Genomic DNA, 16,300 nt, shown 5'->3' with positions numbered 1-16,300 from the left:
GACATTTACACGGTCGGCGGTCGGCACATCCTTCGCATTTTTGCCGGCTACGATGTTCATACATCGCTGGCCGCGGCATTTTCTTCTGCCCTGGCGACCCAGGGCTTGCCCGGGATCGCTCGAGCTTGCGGGGAGGTGTTTGGGGATCGCAGATCCCGCGTGGGGGTGGTGCAGGCGGCACCGCTGCGCTCGATCCTGCACCACCCCGACCCCTGGCCCTTCCCCACAAGGGGGAGGGAAAAGCGCTTTCTTCTGAAAATGTTGAGTGTCGAGTGGAGAAGTGTGAATCTGCAAGGCATGCGGAGAGAGGAGAAACGCCGTTGTTTCTCAACGTCCGGGTGTTCGGCGGAGGCATGTGGCTTGACTGTCCCCATTGCGGGGAAGGCGATGCACGGAATGGCCTGAAGCCTGCGCCGCATCGGGGTTCGGCATCGTCCTGACCCTGTGGGTCCCCGGCCCGTCGTCTGCGCGCGAACGGGCTCCACAGGCGACCACATTTCGGCGATCCCGGAGACTGCGCCGACGACCCGCATTGTTGCTGCACCGCACCCTAGGGTAGACCGGCGATCACGATGTCCGAGACAGCAGCCGCGATGACGCCTTCACTCTGGACCCGCCTGTCGAATCCCAGCCATTTCATGCGGTGGTCGGGAGCGCTGGTGCCGTGGCTCACGGCCCTGTCGCTCGCCGTGCTGGCCGTGGGCCTGTACCAGACCTTCTTCACCGTGCCGCCCGACTACCAGCAGGGCGAGACCGTGCGGATCATGTACATCCATGTCCCGGCGGCGTGGCTCGGCGTCTTCTTCTACGGGGCCATGAGCGTCTCGGCGATCGGCTCCCTGGTCTGGCGCCATCCGCTGGCCGACGTGGCCCAGCGCGCGGCGGCGCCGATCGGCGCGGCCTTCACGCTGATCTGCCTCGTGACCGGCTCCCTCTGGGGCAAGCCGATGTGGGGGACCTACTGGGTCTGGGACGCGCGGCTGACCTCGATGCTGATCCTGCTGCTGATCTATTGCGGCATCATCGCCCTCTGGCGCACGCTGGAGGATCCGAACCGCGCCGCCCGCGCGGTCGCGATCCTGACGCTGGTCGGCGCCGTGAACCTGCCGATCATCAAATTCTCGGTGAACTGGTGGTCGACTCTGCACCAGCCGGCCTCGATCCTGCGCATGGGCGGCTCGACCATCGACCCGTCGATGCTCTACCCGCTGCTCATCATGATCGGCGCAGCGACGCTCGGCGGCACCACGCTGCACCTCTACGCGATGCGCACCGAGATCATGCGGCGCCGGGTCCGGACATTGACGATCCGCGAAGCCGAGCGCCTGGATCGCGTTCAGCCCCGCATCACGCCGCAGCCCGCGACCAGGCTGCCGGTGGGCCAACCGGTTTAGGATCGGCACGATGGATCTCGGGTCTCACGGCGGCTTCATCCTGGTGGCCTACGCCTTCACGACACTGGTGATGGCCGCGCTGGTCGGCAACGCGATCCGCGACCGGCGGGCGCAGCTGCGGGCGCTCAAGGGTTTCGGCGAGGACCGCCGATGACCGACCTGCACGACGATGTGACCGAGCGACCGCTTCCGGTCCGCCGCTCCCTGCTGCTGATCGTGCCGGCGCTCGCCTTCGTGCTGCTGGCCGCCGTGTTCTTCCTGCGCCTGCGCTCCGGGGTCGACCCGGCCGCTTTGCCCTCGGCGATGATCGGCAAGCCCGTGCCGAGCTTCGACCTGCCGGCCGTGCCGGGGCTCACCGCCGCCGGCGTTCCCGTGCCGGGTCTGTCGAGCGCCGAGCTGAAGGGGCAGATCACGGTGATCAACGTGTTCGCCTCGTGGTGCGCGCCCTGCCAGGTCGAGCACCCGATGCTGATGCGGCTGGCCAAGGAGCCCGGCATCCGGCTCGTCGGCATCGACTACAAGGAGCCGAACCCGGAGGCCGGGCAGCGCTTCCTCGCGCGGCACGGCGTGCCGTTCAGCGCCGTCGGCGCCGACGCGAGCGGGCGCGCGGCGATCGATTTCGGCGTCTACGGCGTACCTGAAACTTTCATCGTCGGGCCGGACGGGGTGATCCGCGACAAGCTCGTCGGCATCCTCACACCGGATAACTTTGCGAGCGTGCTCACGCGGATCCGGGCCGTCGGTAAGGTCGCGGCGGCCCAGTAGGGCTCACGCCTCCGGCTGCGGCGCCTTGGTCTCGTAGCGGGAGAGCAGCGGTGTCTGCGCCAGGGCGAACAGCACGGTGATCGGCATGATGCCGAACACCTTGAAGTTCACCCAGAAATCCTCGGTCTGCGTCCGCCACACGATCTCGTTCAGCGCCGCCAGCACAAAGAAGAACAGGCCCCAGCGGAAGGTCAGCTTGCGCCAGCCCTCCTCGGTGAGGCTGAACATCGAGTCGAGCACCACCGACAGGAGCGGCCGCCCGAAGGCGAGGCCGCCGAGCAGGATGGTGCCGAACAGGGCGTTCACGATGGTCGGCTTGACCATGATGAAGGTCTTGTCCTGCAGCGCCAGGGTCAACCCGCCGAAGACGATGACGACCGCGCCCGACACCAGCGGCATGATCGGCAGGCGCCGCATCAGCACGTAGTGGATCGCCAGCGCCACCACGGTCGCCGCGATAAACAGACCGGTGGCCACGAACAGCTTCTGGTCGGGGGCGACGCCGAATTTTTCCGCGTACGCATTCCCGAGAAAGAACAGGACCAGCGGGCCGAGTTCGAGCGCCAGCTTCATCAGCGGCGGCAGGTGGCGGCGCGGAGGGACGGATTCGATCTGCATGCGCGTCAGTTGGCTCGGATGCGGCGCCCGCGGTACGGGCGGGGGGCCGGACTGGATTCGTGGGGTGTGTGGAACGCGGCGCGCGCGTTGTCCATCACGATCGAAACGAGCGAGATCGGGCGCCTTGAGCCCATCGGGCGCCGGCCGGTCTCAGGCGTGCCTGGGGAGCGGTGCCTTCGGGAACAGGACGATCAGCATCAGGGCGAATTTCGCCAGCAGCGTGGTCTTGCCCGCCAGCCCCTCGAAGGTGTTGACCAGGATCACGAAGGCGAGGATCGGCAACCAGACGCCGTGCCGGCAGATGCGCGCGACCTCGGCGAGGTACAGGCCCACCGCGACCACGAGGAGCGTCGTCATCAGGATGCCCTGGTAGAGCAGAGTCGAGAGGATCGAGTTCTCGATGCCCCATTCCAGCCCGTAGATCCGCCGCAGGGTGGTGACCTGCTGGAGATCCGGGCCGAGCAGCAGGTCCCGGAACGGGATCGCGCGGAAGATTTCCAGCATGTCGACCCGGGCCTGCGCGCTGCCGCCGTCGCAGGCGAACCGGTCCAGAAGGGTGTCGAAGAAGCCGAGCGCGGCCAGCACCGCCACGGCGACCGGCACCAGCGTCAGCGCGAAGCAGGCGCAGGCCGCGCCGATCAGTGGGATCCGCCCACTGCGCAGGACGCGCCCGAGTGCAACGAGCCCGACCGCGCCGCCGAGGATGAGCGTGATCACGACGGCGGAGCGCCCGCCGAACGTCACCAGCGCCACGAGCTGCAGGGCGATCACGCCGGTGCGCAGCGCCCGCCCCAGCCGGCCACCGCCCGCGGCGAGCGCCAGGATGTAGCAGGCCGTGACGGTCGCATTGCTGAGCGGATGGCCCTGCAGGGCCGCCGAGCGCGTGTCCCAGTCGAAATCCGCGCCGTCGAGGCGGAACGGGAAGAAGCGCTGGCCGCTGGCGAGCTCGTAGAGGCCGAGCAGCGCGTTGGCGAGCATCACGAGATGAAACACGATCTCGATCCGCCCGAGGGTCTCCACGTCGCGATCGAGCAGCAGGATCGGCAGGAGGCCCGCCAGCACGAAGGTGTCGATCGAGCCCGCGAGCCCGTTCCCGCCGCGGGCCGCGATCAGGGCGAGGAGCAGCACGCCGCACACGGCGAGCAGCACGCTGGCGGGCCGGCGATTCAAAGCCTGCGCCACCGGGGTCACCGGATTACCGGCGCGCAGCAGCATCCAGCCGAACAGCGCGACCGCGAGGTAGGTCGCCGGGTGGATCTTGGAGGCGGCCGAACCGGTGAGCCCGTCGTAATTGAGCCCGAACACCCACAGCAGGCCCCCCGAGACACCGACGAGGAGCCCCGCCCAGATGACGAAGATCAGGGACTCGGCCCGGGCCATTGCACCGCGCCGCGATGTGCCCGCCCGCAGCGGCGCGATCGACAAGGCCGCGGGTTCGGCCCGCGCGAGCCTCACGCCCGGCGCCGCGTGAGGAACAGGGAGCCGGAGATCGGCCGGCCCAGCACCTCGGAGGTGTCGACGAGGTCGATCAGGTCGCGCTGGCGGGTCGCGCCGTTGCAGGCCACCATCAGGACCCGGTCGGCCGCGTTCGCCAGGGGGCCGAGCCGCAGGTTCTCGCTCAGCACCCCGCCATCCACGATCACCAGCTCGAAGCGGGCCTTCACGCCGGCCACGAACCGCTCGACGTTATCGACTGTGAGGGCCTCGCGGACCGGCTTGCTCGTATCGCCGAGCCCAATCCGGCGCGCGCCGGATTTCGGATCGGTCTCGGTCACCGCGTTGAGGCTCTGCTCGCCGCGCAGCACGTCGAGAAGGCCGCCGGTGCTCGGGCCGTAGCCGCGCAGATCCGCGTCCACGAGCAGGACCCGGTCGCCGCGCCCGATCGCCACCGCGGCGAGCAGCCCGATCACGGCCCGGCGCCGCTTCTGGTCCGATTCGCCCGACGTCACCATCAGCACGAGCGAGCGCCCGTGGCTGCCGGCGGTCGCGGCGAGATGGTCCAGGGTGATGCCCGCGGCCGTCGCGTTGGCGCCCCGCGGTCGCAGGCCCGGCAGGACCGCCACGACCGGCGCGTTCGAGATCCGCTCCAGCTGGCGCGGCGACAGCACCGTGGGGGCGAGGTATTCCCGCATCAGCGCGAGCCCCGCGCCGAGGCCGATCCCGCCGAACAGGGCTGCGGCGATCAGGATCAGCCGCGGCGGCCAGCTCGGATCCTCCGGCGGGCGGGCCGCCGTGATGATCCGCGCGTTCGAGCTGTCGATGCTGCTCTGCTCCTTGATCTCCCGGGCGCGGACCAGGAACGCGTTGTAGACCGAGCGCGCCGCCTCGACCTCGCGCTCCAGTTCGCGCAGCTGCACCGAAGACTGGGAATTGACCGCCGCCTGTTGCCGGAGCCGATTCAGCTCGGCGGTGAGCGTCCGCTCGTTGGCCTGGGCGCGGTGGGCCTCGGTCTCGGCCGCGCCCGCGATCCGGTTGAGCTCGGCGTCGATCAGGCGGCGGACATCCTGCATCTGGGTGCGCACGGCGGCGATGAACGGATGGCGCTCGCCGAGATTGGTGCGCAGGTCCGCCTCCTTGGCGGCGAGTTCGGCGTACTGCCCGCGCAGGCGGTCGATCGCCGCCGACTGCACCGCCTCCGGCATCGCGCCGGCGCCGACCGCCCGGCCGCGGGCGTCGCGGATCCCCTGAAGCCGCGCCTGCGCGTCGGCGGTCCGGGCCTGGGCCGCCACCAGCCGGCTGTTGAGGTCGGTCAGCTGCTGCTCGTTGACGAGCCGGCCGCTGGCGGTGATCAGGCCGGCGCGGGCCTTGTAATCCTCCAGCTTCTTGTCGGCGACGTTGACCGCTTGGCGTAGCTCGTCGAGCCGGCCCCGCAGATCGCCCGCCGCGCGCCGGGCGGCATCGGCGCGCGCCTCGGTCTGGTCCGTCAGGTAGGCGTTGGCGATCGCGTTGACGATCCTTGCCGAGAGGTCGGGATCCTCCGTGGTGACGATCACGTCGATCACGAACACCTTGTCGGCCCGCTTCACCGCGAGCTTGCGCCGGAGCTGCGCGAGGGCGCGGCCCTGCGCGTCGACCTTCCGCTCGGGCTGCGGCCCGGTGACCAGCGCCCGCAGCGCGGCCACGGTGCGGGTCAGCCAGAGGTTGCGGGGTGCGCCGAAGCCGGGTTCCGATTCGAGCTTGGTCTGGGCCACGGCCCGGCCCAGAACCGCATCGGATTCGATCACCTTCACCTGACTCTCGACCTGCGCGATGCCGCCATCCGGCGAGAGCGTGCCCGGATTGACGTCGTTGGACACGACCTGACGGTCGCGCGGGTCGATCAGGATCTGGGCGGTCGCCGTGTAGAGGGATGGCGTGAGCAGGGCATAGATCAGGGCCAGCAGGGCGAGCAGCAGGGCGGTCCCGATCACCAGCGTCTTGCGCCGCCAGAGGATGCGCCACAGGTCGCCCGCCTCGGCGCTCGTCTCCAGCCGGACGGGCCGCTCGGGCAGAGCCGGCTGCACCGGCGCCAGCCAGGTCGCGACAGCGAGGTTAGGGTCGATCCGTGTCACGATCGGTCACCGTCGTCTCAATCTTGGCCAGACTCGCGGGGGCCGTACCCGAGCAGGCAAGAGTCGCGCATGCAGGTGATAAGCTACCGAAACTGAAGTTGTCCCAACTAGACGTATCCATTACTGCGTTCCCGGTAAACACCTCGCGCAACTTCGGATGATATTTACCATGTATCACGCGCGTTACGGTTGGGGATTGGAGCGGGGCGGTTCATTGCGTGATGTGGCACGCTGCTGGATGAGGGCGCACTGACCGATGCATGTGCGCGTTCGCCTCGACGGTTCCAACCCGCAGGGCTGGCACGTGGCTCTGCTGCGGCGGATCGGCGAGATCCCCGGTCTCGCTGCGGTCAGCGTCGACGACGCGCCGGCATCCGGGGCGTGGCCGCACACGGCCGATCTGCTGTTCCGGCTCGAGGCGCTGGTTCACGGATTGCCCCGCTTCGGCACGGAGCCGGTCCCCGGTGCCGCGTTCGAGCCCTGGCGCCAGCCCTCCGCCCGACCGGATCTCGTCCTCGACCTGTGCGGCGATGTCCCGTCCGGCCCGGCTATATGGCACATCGCGTATGACGACCGCGTCGGCACGGACGCCCTGTTGGCGCGCCTGCTCGCCGATGCGGTGCCGCGCCTCACCCTGGTGGAGAATGGGGCAATCCGCGCTGCTGGCCGCCTGGGCGCCGATCGGCCCGGGATCGTGCTGGCCAGTTTCGAGGATGCGCTCGCCCGGACGATCACGCTGATCGCGGCGTCCCTGCGCGACCGCATCGCGGGACGGGCCGCGGCAGGGGGCGCCGGCGACGCGCTTGTCGGTCATCGCGTGGTGCTGACGGTTCCGCGCCTCGGCGTGCGGGCCGGGCGCATGCTTGCGGGCGCCCTGATCCAGCGTCTGTACCGCCTCTGCTACTACGCTCCGCACTGGCGCTGCGGCTGGCGGCGCCTCGCCGGGCCGGACCTGATCGATCTGGGGCGCCATCCCGAAGCGGGCTGGTCCGTCCTGCCCGATGACGGTCGGCGCTTTTATGCCGATCCCTTTCCGATCTCCGTTCGGGGCAGCACGCACCTCTTCGTCGAGGATTTCCCGCACGCCACGGGCAAGGCGATCATCTCGGCCGTCCGCTTCGGGCCGGACGGGCCGGAGGGCGCGCCGGTGCCGGTTCTGGAGGAGGCGCATCACTTGTCCTACCCGTTCGTGTTCGAGCGGGACGGAGGCGTCTGGATGGTGCCGGAGAGTTCCGCCGCCGGGACGGTCGACCTCTACCGCGCCACGCGCTTCCCCGGCGGCTGGGTCAAGGAGGCGACGCTCCTCTCCGGCGTGGTGGCGAGCGACGCGACCCTTGTGGAGCATGCAGGCCGCTGGTGGATCTTCGCCACCGTGCGCGACGCCGGCCTCGGTGCGCCGTCCGGCGCGGGCTCCTTCCACGACGCGCTGCACCTCTGGTCTTCGCCCGATTACCGTGGCCCCTACACGCCGCATCCGGCCAATCCGGTCCTCGTCGATCCGTCCCTGGCGCGTCCGGCGGGCCGGATCGTGCCGCGGGGCGGCCGATTGATCCGCCCGATCCAGGATTGCGCCGCCGGCTATGGCCGCGCCCTGGTGCTCGCGCGGATCGACCGCCTCGATCCGGCGGGATTCGCCCAGACCGTGATCGGCCGAGTCGAGCCCGGCCCGGCCTGGCCTGGCAATCGCCTGCACACTTTGAACGCGGGCGGCGGGATCGAGTGCATCGACGGGGCCGCGCGCGCGCCGCGCTTTACGATCCGGGGCCGCACGCGGCGCCAGGGGTGATCCGAACCAAGCCGTTGCAGGGGCATCCATTTTGGGGCTTGGGACGGCCGCCGTGATACCGAAACTGCGAACCGGAACCGCTTTCGGGTTCGGGCAGCACCGTGCGGCCAGCGCAATCGAGAATTTTTAAGGATCTGAATATTTTACAATCTAGTTTTATATGCTTCAGGCCACGGAATTAGAATTATGCGCGACAATTTCATATATAATATCGGATAAAGTCGAAGCGTCGCGCTATATATCGACGCTTGACATTTGGTCTATGTTTGCCAAATCTCTGACGTGCGGATGTCGAAAGCGGCTGATCGTGCGGGATGCGGACTCATACTGGGCAAAGACAAGTCTGATATCTGCTGCTCGATCATGCATCCGCTCGGCGAGTCGATCAGATTAACGTCGACTCACTGGAGGCGCGCCGCTCAATAGGAGTTATCCGATGCGTACGTCCGTCGCCCCGGTATCCACCGCTCACACGCATGCTGCTCAATCGCATGCCGTGAAGTCCGAGACGAAGCACTCCGACAGCGTCAAGACCACGCAGCACGCCCAATCCGCCGATCCGAGATCCGCGCACAAGGTTTCTCCTCGGCAAAGCGATGCGGTTCTGAACTTGGCCATCGAGGATCACGCGAAGATCTCGCTGCTGCGTAGAAATGAGGCGCGGGACAGGACGGCTGCGCAGGCCGCCGATCGCGCCTCGTAAGCCATCCAGCACGGGTGACGCGCGCGACGGTGTGGCAGCACCGGCGATCCCTGGTTCGATCCCGGTGGGGCCGAACCAGATGGCTGAGGAGAATCTACAGCCGTCGATCGCATCCGCGTTTGGCCGCGTCGCCTTTGACGAGGATACGGTCCGACGCCTCGTGCGGGCTGCGGGCAAGGGCGCGGGGGATTGGCCTCCCCCGCGCTGGGCACCAATTTCTTAGCCGCATAGCCCTGGCGGGACGGCGTCCGGACCGCTACATATTGCAGGCGGGGCTGCAGAGTTCGTCAGGAGCACTATCCCCGGGGCCTTATCGACTCCCTCGGGAGCTGTCCCTGGCCTCGTCCCTGGACCTGGCCAACACGGCGCCCACCTACTCTGTAGGTTTCCCGGGATCGATCCTCCAACGGCTCACGTGGCTCCGCACTCGTCTTTCTCCGATCCTGCCGATGCGGCGCGCAAACCCGAGCTGCGCCGCGCAGCCTTGGCGGCTCGTGACGCGCTCGGCGCGGAAGACCGGCAGGCCGCCTCTGCGGCGATCGCCCACGCGCTCCTTGGCTTACCCGAATTGACGCGCGCCCGGCTCGTGGGAGCCTTCTGGCCGATCCGCAGCGAGGTGGATCCCCGCCCCGCCGCTGAGGGGCTGATCGCCCGCGGCCAAGCCGTGGCCCTGCCGCAGGTCACCAAAGAAGGGCTCGTGTTCCGGGAATGGCGTGCCGGGGACGCGCTGGTCTCCGGCAGCTTCGGCCTGAGCGAACCCGACCCCTCCCTGCCACCCGTGGATCCCGACGCGCTGATCGTGCCGCTCGCCGCCTTCGACCGGACCGGCCAGCGGATCGGGTACGGCCGCGGTTATTACGACGGCGCGATCGAGCGGCTGTCGCGCAGCCACCCGGTCTTCACCGTCGGCATCGGCTTTGCCGTGCAGGAGGTGGCGCACGTGCCGGCTGAGCCACACGACCGGCCGCTCGATTGCGTGATTACCGAGGCGGGTCTGATCCGCTTCGACAGGACGGCCTGACGGATGCGGTTGCTCTTCCTCGGCGATGTCGTCGGCCGATCGGGTCGCATCGCGGTGTGCGAACAGCTGCCGCGCCTGCGGGACCGGTGGCGGCTCGACTGCGTCGTGGTGAACGGCGAGAACGCGGCCGGCGGCTTCGGCATCTCCGAGTCGATCTGCGACGAGCTGATCCAGGCCGGTGCCGACGCGGTGACGCTCGGCAATCACAGCTTCGACCAGCGCGAGGCCCTGGTGTTCATCGCCCGACAGCCGCGCCTCGTGCGCCCGGCCAATTACCCGCCCGGAACGCCCGGACGGGGCGCCACCGTGGTGGAGACGCAGGGGGGCGCCCGCGTCCTCGTGGTCAACGTGATGGGCCGCGTCTTCCTCGACGCGATGGACGACCCCTTCGCTGCGGTGGAACGCGAAATCATGGCCTGCCCGCTGGGGGCCGCTGCCGACGCCGTGGTGGTGGATATCCATGCCGAGGCGACCAGCGAGAAGCAGGCCTTCGGTCATTATCTCGACGGCCGGGCGAGCCTCGTGGTCGGCACTCACACCCATACGCCGACCGCCGATCACCGGATCCTGCCCGGCGGCACCGCCTACATGTCGGATGCCGGCATGTGCGGCGATTACGACTCGGTGATCGGCATGCAGAAGGACGAGCCGATCCGCCGGATGATCCAGAAGACGCCGGGCTCCCGCTGGGAGGTCGCCACCGGCGAGGGCACGCTCAGCGGCATCGCGGTCGAGATCGATGCGCGGGGGCTCGCCACCCAGGTTGCGGCGCTCCGGCTCGGGCCGCATCTCGAAGGAAGCGCACCGCACTTCTGGGATTAGGCTTGGCCTCGCTCGCATCGCGCGGGAGAGACCCGGAACTGTCTGCCGTTCACCACGCGACGCAACTGCGTCCTGTGCGCGACTTGATCGCGTCCGGCCCTGCCGCCACAGTGACCCTGACGGACGCCGCCGGCGGCCGCATCTTCTGAGATCAGGCTAGAGCGACCGATGGCCGCCCGCGATACCGGCGAGAACACCAAGGGGCCGCTGGCACAGCCCGGGATCTATCTCGGGCGCATGGTCGTCTTTCTCATCCTGGTCGGCTTCCTCGCCTTCATTCTGTTCAAGCAGATCACGCCGGCCTTCCTGGCCAACCCCGGCCTGAACGGACTGATCCTCGGGGTTCTGTTGATCGCGGTCGTGATCGCCTTCGGACAGGTGATCCACCTGTTCCGCGAGGTCGCCTACGTCAACGCGGCGGCGCGCAATGCGCCGTCGAAACGCCCGCCCGCCCTTCTGGCGCCCATGGTGCCGATGGTCGCGGCCCGGACCGCGGGGGCGACGCTGCCGGGCACCGCCGGCTATCTCGACATCATCGCGGCCCGCCTCGACGAGGGGCGCGAGATCCTGCGCTACATCGCGGGCATCCTGATCCTGCTGGGCCTGCTCGGCACTTTCTGGGGCCTGATCGATACGCTCTCGGCCGTGGGCGGCGTGATCAAGGGCATGCGCGGCGGCGGCGATGCCGGCGTGATGTTCGACGAGCTGAAATCGGGCCTGGCGGTCCCGTTATCGGGAATCGGTCTGGCGTTCTCGGCCTCGCTGTTCGGCCTCGCCTCGTCGCTGATCACCGGCTTCCTGGAGTTGCAGGCGGGCCAGGCCCATGCGCGTTTCCACAACGAATTGCAGGACTGGCTGATGTCCGGCGAGGCCGCCGTCGCGGCCGTCGCCGCCGACGCGTCTGTGCCGGTCCGGGCGGCGGGGGGAGCGGGCACGCAGGAGTTGAAGGAGGCGATCGATCGCCTGACCGCCCTTGTGGCCGAGGGCGGTGGCAGCCGCGCCGCAACGCTCGCCATGACCAACCTCGCCGAGGGCATCCAGGGGCTCGTGCAGCACATGCGCGCCGAGCAACAGATGATCCGCGACTGGGTCGAGGCTCAGGCCAGCCGTGAGCGGGAATTGAAGCAGGTGCTCGACCGGCTCGGCCGGGAGCGGGTCTGATGGCGTCCAGGGCGGCACGGTCCAGGCGCACCCTCAATGTCTGGCCGGGCTATGTCGACGCGCTGGCGACGCTGCTGCTCGCGGTCGTCTTCCTGCTGACGGTGTTCGTGGTCGGTCAGTTCTTCCTGTCGCAGGAGCTCACCGGGCGGGACGAGACGCTCGCAAAACTCAACCGCCAGATCGCCGATCTCACCGATCTCCTCGCCCTGGAGCGCTCGAGCCGCCGCACGCAGGAGGACGAGGTCCGTAACCTGCGCACGACGTTGGCCGGCGTCGAGGCCGAGCGCGATCAGGCGAAGACCCAGGCCGAGGCCGCGACCGTCAGCCATGGGGCCACGGGCGCCCTCGACAAGCAGCTGGACGCCGAGCGGGGCGCGACCAAGCGGGCGCTGTCGCAGATCGACCTGCTGAACGAGCAGATCAGCGCCATGCGCCGTCAGCTCGCCGCGCTGGAGGATGCGCTGTCGGCTTCCGAGAGCCGCGACCGGGAATCGCAGGCCCGCATCGCCGAACTCGGCAGCCGGCTGAACGTCGCCCTGGCCCAGAAGGTCCAGGAATTGGCGCGCTACAGGTCGGACTTCTTCGGGCGCCTGCGCCAGATCCTGGGCAACCGCCCCGACATCCGCGTGGTCGGCGACCGGTTCGTGCTGCAATCGGAGGTGCTGTTCCCGGCGGGCTCGGCGACCCTCAAGCCCGAAGCCGGGCCCGAACTCGACCGGATCGCCGGGGCGATCTCGGATCTGGCCAAGCAGATCCCGGTGGATCTGCCCTGGGTGCTGCGGGTCGACGGCCACACCGATGCCCGTCCGATCAGCACGTCGCAATTCCCGTCGAACTGGGCGCTCTCGGCCGCCCGCGCCATCGCGGTGGTTCAGTACCTCGCCGGCAAGAGCATCCCGCCGCAGCATCTTCTGGCCGGCGCCTTCGGCGAGTTCCAGCCGCTCGATGCCGGTACCACCGAGGACGCCTATGCCCGCAACCGCCGGATCGAGATGAAGCTCACCGAGCGATAGAGGGACTCTCCCTTTCGGGAGGGCGGCTCACTCGGCCGCCGGCAGCCGCTCGCCCCTCGTGCGGGGCTCCTTGCCCCGGGCGGTCTCGTCGAGGGCATCCGTGAATTGCAGGTTCGCAAGCTGCGCGTAGAGCGCGCCCTGCGCCAGCAGGCTCTCGTGGGTCCCCGTCTCGACGATGCGGCCATCGTCGAGGACCAGGATCCGGTCGGCGGCACGAATCGTGGCGAGCCGGTGGGCGATGACCAGGGTGGTGCGCCCCCGCATCAGGGTGTCGAGGGCAGCCTGCACAGCGCGTTCGGATTCGGCGTCGAGCGCCGAGGTCGCCTCGTCGAGGAGCAGGATCGGCGCGTCCTTGAGGATCGCCCTTGCGATGGCGATCCGTTGCCGCTGGCCGCCCGAGAGCGTCACGCCGCGCTCGCCGACCTGCGTGTCGTAGCCCTGGGGCAGGGCCGTGACGAAGCCATGCGCGTGGGCAAGCTCGGCGGCATGCCGGACCTCCGCCTCGCTCGCCTCGGGCCGGCCGTAGCGGATGTTCTCGGTGACGGTGCCGGAGAACACCACCGGATCCTGCGGCACCAGGGCGATGCGGGCGCGCAAGTGCTCGGGATCGACCTGCGCGATGTTCGCACCGTCGACCAGAACGCGGCCGTCCTGCGGATCGTAGAAGCGCAGCAGCAGCTGAAACACCGTCGACTTACCCGCCCCGGACGGGCCCACGATGGCGATCCGCTCGCCGCGGGCCGCTGCGAAGCTCAGGCCGCCCAGCGCGGTGTGGCCGGGCCGCGTGGGATAGGCGAAGCGCACCGCCTCGAAGGTCACCGCGCCGTGCGCGGGCTCCGGCAGCGGGAGGGCCGGCACAGGCGCGCGGATCGCGGGCTCGGCGGCCAGGATCTCGGTCAGCCGCTCGGCGGCGCCCGCCGACATGGCGAGGTCCCCGTAGACCTCGGAGAGCTGGCCGAGCGCCCCGGCGCCGAACACCGCGTAGAGCACGAACTGCGAGAGTTCGCCCCCGGTCATCGTGTGGCTGAGCACGCCTTGCGCGCCGTACCACATCACCCCGACCACGGAGGCAGAGATCAGGAAGATCGCGACCCCCGTCAGCAGCGCCCGCGCCCGGATCGAATCGCGGGCGGCCCCGTAGGCCTCCTCGGACGCCCCGGCGAACCGGGCGGCCGTGCTGCCCGAGCGCCCGAACGCCTGCATGGTTCGCACGGCCCCGACCGCCTCGGCGGCATACGCGGAGGCCTCGGCCAGCCGGTCCTGGGCAGCCCTGGACCGGCGCCGCACGCCGCGGCCCGACAGGATCAGCGGAAAGACGATCAGTGGAATCGCCGCCAGCACCATCACGGACAGCCGCGGGCTCGTGATCACCATCATGGCGGTGGCGCCCACGAACAGGAACAGGTTGCGCAGCAGGATCGAGACCGAGACCCCGAAGGCCGATTTGATCTGCGTCGCGTCCGCGGTGAGGCGCGAGACGATCTCGCCCGACTGCGCCCGGTCGAAGAAGGCGGGATCGAGGATCGTGAGCCGGGCGAACACGGCCGCCCGCAGATCCGCCACGACCCGCTCGCCGAGCGTCACCACGGTGTAGACCCGGGCCGCGCTCGACAGCGCGAAGGCCGCCACCACCCCGAGCAGGGCGAGGAAATAGGCATCGATGACGCCTGATCCGTCGGCCGTGAAGCCGTGGTCGATCACCCGGCGCATCGCGATGGGGACCACCAGCGTCGAGGCCGACGCGCAGGCGAGGGCAAGGACTCCGCCGATGATCCGGCCGCGGTAGCGCAGCGCGAACGGGAGCAGCGGCCGAAGCGCGCTCAGCGGAGCTTTGGGCCGCCCCTCAACGGCCACCTTGGGTTTACGGGCCATTACGCCTCTCGTGTCCCTCACTCTCCCGGTCCGCGGCGCTTGTGACCGGGAAGCGCGTGCGGTATACGCCGCCGCTCATCCGATTGCGTGTGTTCAATGGCCGCGGGCCGCCACCACGGTCGGCTTGTACGTGCCGTTGCACGAACCCACGGTTCGGTGCAACCGGTGTCATCTTCCGCATTCCGGGCCGGGCGGCGCCTCCTGCGCTTCCCGCCGGCGTGCCAGATTAGGGACGACAGGTCATGGCGAAGGACGCGGCCGCGAAGGCCAAGGGGACAGAGCACCCCGACTACCACTTCATCAAGGTCGTGATGACGGACGGTACCGAGTACCGGACCCGTTCGACCTACGGCAAAGAGGGCGACACCCTCAACCTCGATATCGATCCGCTCACCCATCCGGCGTGGACCGGCGGCGAGCAGAAGATGCTCGACCGGGCTGGCCGCGTTTCGCGCTTCAACTCGCGCTTCGGCAACCTCGGCAAGCGCTGAGCGAGGCGAAGGCCGCGCCCCGTGTGCGGCCAATCTCTGGACGGGCGGTTTCCTCGCGAGGCCGCCCGTTTTCGTTTCGGTTGAACCACGCGAGCACTTGCGCACCTCGGCGCGGTGGAGACGCCTCGAAGGGGGACTTCAGCCAGCCAGCGCGATCCCTGGAGATCTCCTTCGGGGCCCCCGTTGTGGTCCGGCACCGAAGGATACGGGGGTACGTTGGATCGCCGACCCGAGGCCTTCCTGGCCTCGCGTTATGGACCGTCTGGCGACGTAACCGGGACCGACGTCCGCAGCCGATCCGTCCTCCGGGGCCTCAGCGCTCGCCCAGGCGGAACGCCATGCGCAGAAGGCCGTGCTGGGCAGCGACCGGGCTCTCCACCGGGGCGGGCGTCGGCCGGTCCTCAGTGATCAGCACGTCGAGATGCAGGATGCGGCTGTGCAGGCGCCGCGCCCGCATGATCAGCTGCTGGAGTCGCACCGGTAGCAGGTTGAAATCCTGCGGCTTCGGCGGCTCGCTGCTGGCGAGCTTCACCCGGTGCTTCTCCTGAAGCGCCTCGGCCGGCGTCATCTCACCCTCCGCCACCGCACGCTGCACCAGCAGCCAGGAGGCGACCTGCATCAGCAGCGTCGTGAGCCGCATGCTTTCCGCCGCGTAGCTCAGCGTCGCATCGCGCGAGATGAGGCGTGATTCGTCGCGACCCTCGCCGTCAAGATAGGCGGCCGTCTCCTCGACAAGTCTCATGCCCTCACGGAACAGAGACTTGAAGGCGTCCGAGTTGACGTAGGACTTGCCGAAATCGACCCAATCCTGATCGTCCCGGAACGTAACATCGAAGCCGTTCATCCTGCCTCTCCCGTGCCGTCAGACGGCGCCGTCCGTCTCGAATCGGGACCCGCTGTCCCGTGCTATCCGACGACGCTGCAATCCTAGCGCCGATCGACGCTGGCGGCAGGCTTCAACCTTTTTTAACCTTAACGGACCGCGGATCATCAAGATAAGCGGTCTACCGGGGGATGCTAGAGCGCTCTCCGCCGAAGTGGACACCGGTTCGGCGGAGGAAAGCGCGTCACAACAAGGGTTGAGAGCCGTGCCCGATCGCAGC

General features: G+C 69.1%; 16 protein-coding genes and 1 other RNA gene. 12 read left to right on the top strand and 5 right to left on the bottom strand.

What is annotated here, in order from left to right; all coding sequences use genetic code 11:
- The 4 genes from OXS49_RS28480 to OXS49_RS28465 form a co-directional block, all read left to right on the top strand.
- Positions 1 to 405: hypothetical protein (locus tag OXS49_RS28480; protein ID WP_267428026.1), on the top strand; the 405-nt coding region annotated here is incomplete at its 5' end.
- 188 nt (positions 406 to 593) lie between these two features.
- Complete coding sequence (locus tag OXS49_RS28475; protein ID WP_244000349.1) at positions 594 to 1,394, top strand: heme ABC transporter permease; 801 nt, start codon at positions 594 to 596, stop codon at positions 1,392 to 1,394.
- A 10-nt stretch (positions 1,395 to 1,404) separates the two neighbouring features.
- Positions 1,405 to 1,548, top strand: coding sequence for a heme exporter protein CcmD (gene ccmD / locus OXS49_RS28470; protein WP_244000346.1), 144 nt, complete (start codon positions 1,405 to 1,407; stop codon positions 1,546 to 1,548).
- Positions 1,545 to 2,159, top strand: coding sequence for a DsbE family thiol:disulfide interchange protein (locus OXS49_RS28465; RefSeq protein ID WP_267428024.1), 615 nt, complete (start codon positions 1,545 to 1,547; stop codon positions 2,157 to 2,159). The genes ccmD and OXS49_RS28465 overlap by 4 nt, the downstream gene beginning before the upstream one ends.
- A gap of 3 nt (positions 2,160 to 2,162) precedes the next feature.
- Here OXS49_RS28465 and OXS49_RS28460 read toward each other — a convergent pair whose 3' ends face one another.
- The 3 genes from OXS49_RS28460 to OXS49_RS28450 form a co-directional block, all read right to left on the bottom strand.
- A complete protein-coding gene (locus OXS49_RS28460) occupies positions 2,163 to 2,777 on the bottom strand; it encodes a septation protein A (RefSeq protein WP_244000342.1) in 615 nt (204 codons plus the stop codon).
- Positions 2,778 to 2,927: 150 nt separating this feature from the next.
- Complete coding sequence (locus OXS49_RS28455; protein ID WP_346016976.1) at positions 2,928 to 4,232, bottom strand: VpsF family polysaccharide biosynthesis protein; 1,305 nt, start codon at positions 4,230 to 4,232, stop codon at positions 2,928 to 2,930.
- On the bottom strand, positions 4,229 to 6,328 hold the full coding sequence (locus tag OXS49_RS28450) for an exopolysaccharide transport family protein (protein ID WP_267428023.1): 2,100 nt from the start codon (positions 6,326 to 6,328) through the stop codon (positions 4,229 to 4,231). Before OXS49_RS28450 ends, OXS49_RS28455 begins: the two co-directional genes overlap by 4 nt.
- A gap of 256 nt (positions 6,329 to 6,584) precedes the next feature.
- Here OXS49_RS28450 and OXS49_RS28445 point away from each other — a divergent pair, with 256 nt between their 5' ends.
- The 7 genes from OXS49_RS28445 (at position 6,585) to OXS49_RS28415 (ending at position 12,834) form a co-directional block, all read left to right on the top strand.
- Complete coding sequence (locus OXS49_RS28445) at positions 6,585 to 8,114, top strand: formyl transferase (protein ID WP_267428022.1); 1,530 nt, start codon at positions 6,585 to 6,587, stop codon at positions 8,112 to 8,114.
- 496 nt (positions 8,115 to 8,610) lie between these two features.
- Complete coding sequence (locus tag OXS49_RS28440) at positions 8,611 to 8,817, top strand: hypothetical protein (RefSeq protein WP_267428021.1); 207 nt, start codon at positions 8,611 to 8,613, stop codon at positions 8,815 to 8,817.
- Between the two features lie 269 nt (positions 8,818 to 9,086).
- Positions 9,087 to 9,243, top strand: a non-coding RNA gene (ssrS, locus tag OXS49_RS28435) — 6S RNA.
- Entirely contained in the window at positions 9,233 to 9,838 is a 606-nt protein-coding gene (locus OXS49_RS28430) for a 5-formyltetrahydrofolate cyclo-ligase (protein ID WP_267428019.1), read from the top strand. The genes ssrS and OXS49_RS28430 overlap by 11 nt, the downstream gene beginning before the upstream one ends.
- 3 nt (positions 9,839 to 9,841) lie before the next feature.
- Positions 9,842 to 10,660, top strand: a complete 819-nt coding sequence (locus OXS49_RS28425) for a TIGR00282 family metallophosphoesterase (protein WP_267428018.1) — start codon at positions 9,842 to 9,844, stop codon at positions 10,658 to 10,660.
- Between the two features lie 168 nt (positions 10,661 to 10,828).
- A complete protein-coding gene (locus OXS49_RS28420; RefSeq protein WP_267428017.1) occupies positions 10,829 to 11,821 on the top strand; it encodes a MotA/TolQ/ExbB proton channel family protein in 993 nt (330 codons plus the stop codon).
- The gene (locus OXS49_RS28415) at positions 11,821 to 12,834 is read left to right on the top strand and encodes a peptidoglycan -binding protein (RefSeq protein ID WP_267428016.1); all 1,014 of its coding nucleotides are present in this window, start codon (positions 11,821 to 11,823) and stop codon (positions 12,832 to 12,834) included. Before OXS49_RS28420 ends, OXS49_RS28415 begins: the two co-directional genes overlap by 1 nt.
- 27 nt (positions 12,835 to 12,861) lie before the next feature.
- On the opposite strand, the gene OXS49_RS28410 is transcribed toward OXS49_RS28415, so the two are convergent.
- Positions 12,862 to 14,706: an ABC transporter transmembrane domain-containing protein gene (locus tag OXS49_RS28410; protein WP_267428015.1), complete on the bottom strand. Its 1,845-nt coding sequence runs from the start codon at positions 14,704 to 14,706 to the stop codon at positions 12,862 to 12,864.
- A gap of 242 nt (positions 14,707 to 14,948) precedes the next feature.
- On the opposite strand from OXS49_RS28410, the gene rpmE reads away from it, so the two are divergent.
- Positions 14,949 to 15,197 (top strand): 50S ribosomal protein L31, encoded by a 249-nt coding sequence (gene rpmE, locus OXS49_RS28405; protein ID WP_007565880.1) that lies wholly within the window; start codon positions 14,949 to 14,951, stop codon positions 15,195 to 15,197.
- Positions 15,198 to 15,510: 313 nt separating this feature from the next.
- Here rpmE and OXS49_RS28400 read toward each other — a convergent pair whose 3' ends face one another.
- The gene (locus tag OXS49_RS28400) at positions 15,511 to 16,041 is read right to left on the bottom strand and encodes a DUF1465 family protein (protein WP_244001642.1); all 531 of its coding nucleotides are present in this window, start codon (positions 16,039 to 16,041) and stop codon (positions 15,511 to 15,513) included.
- Positions 16,042 to 16,300: the final 259 nt, after the last annotated feature.

Origin of the sequence: Methylobacterium sp. GC_Met_2 (assembly GCF_026540795.1) — a bacterium.
GTDB lineage: Bacteria > Pseudomonadota > Alphaproteobacteria > Rhizobiales > Beijerinckiaceae > Methylobacterium.
Note: the sequence above shows the minus strand (reverse complement) of the source record. Positions and strands in the feature narration are given on the sequence as shown.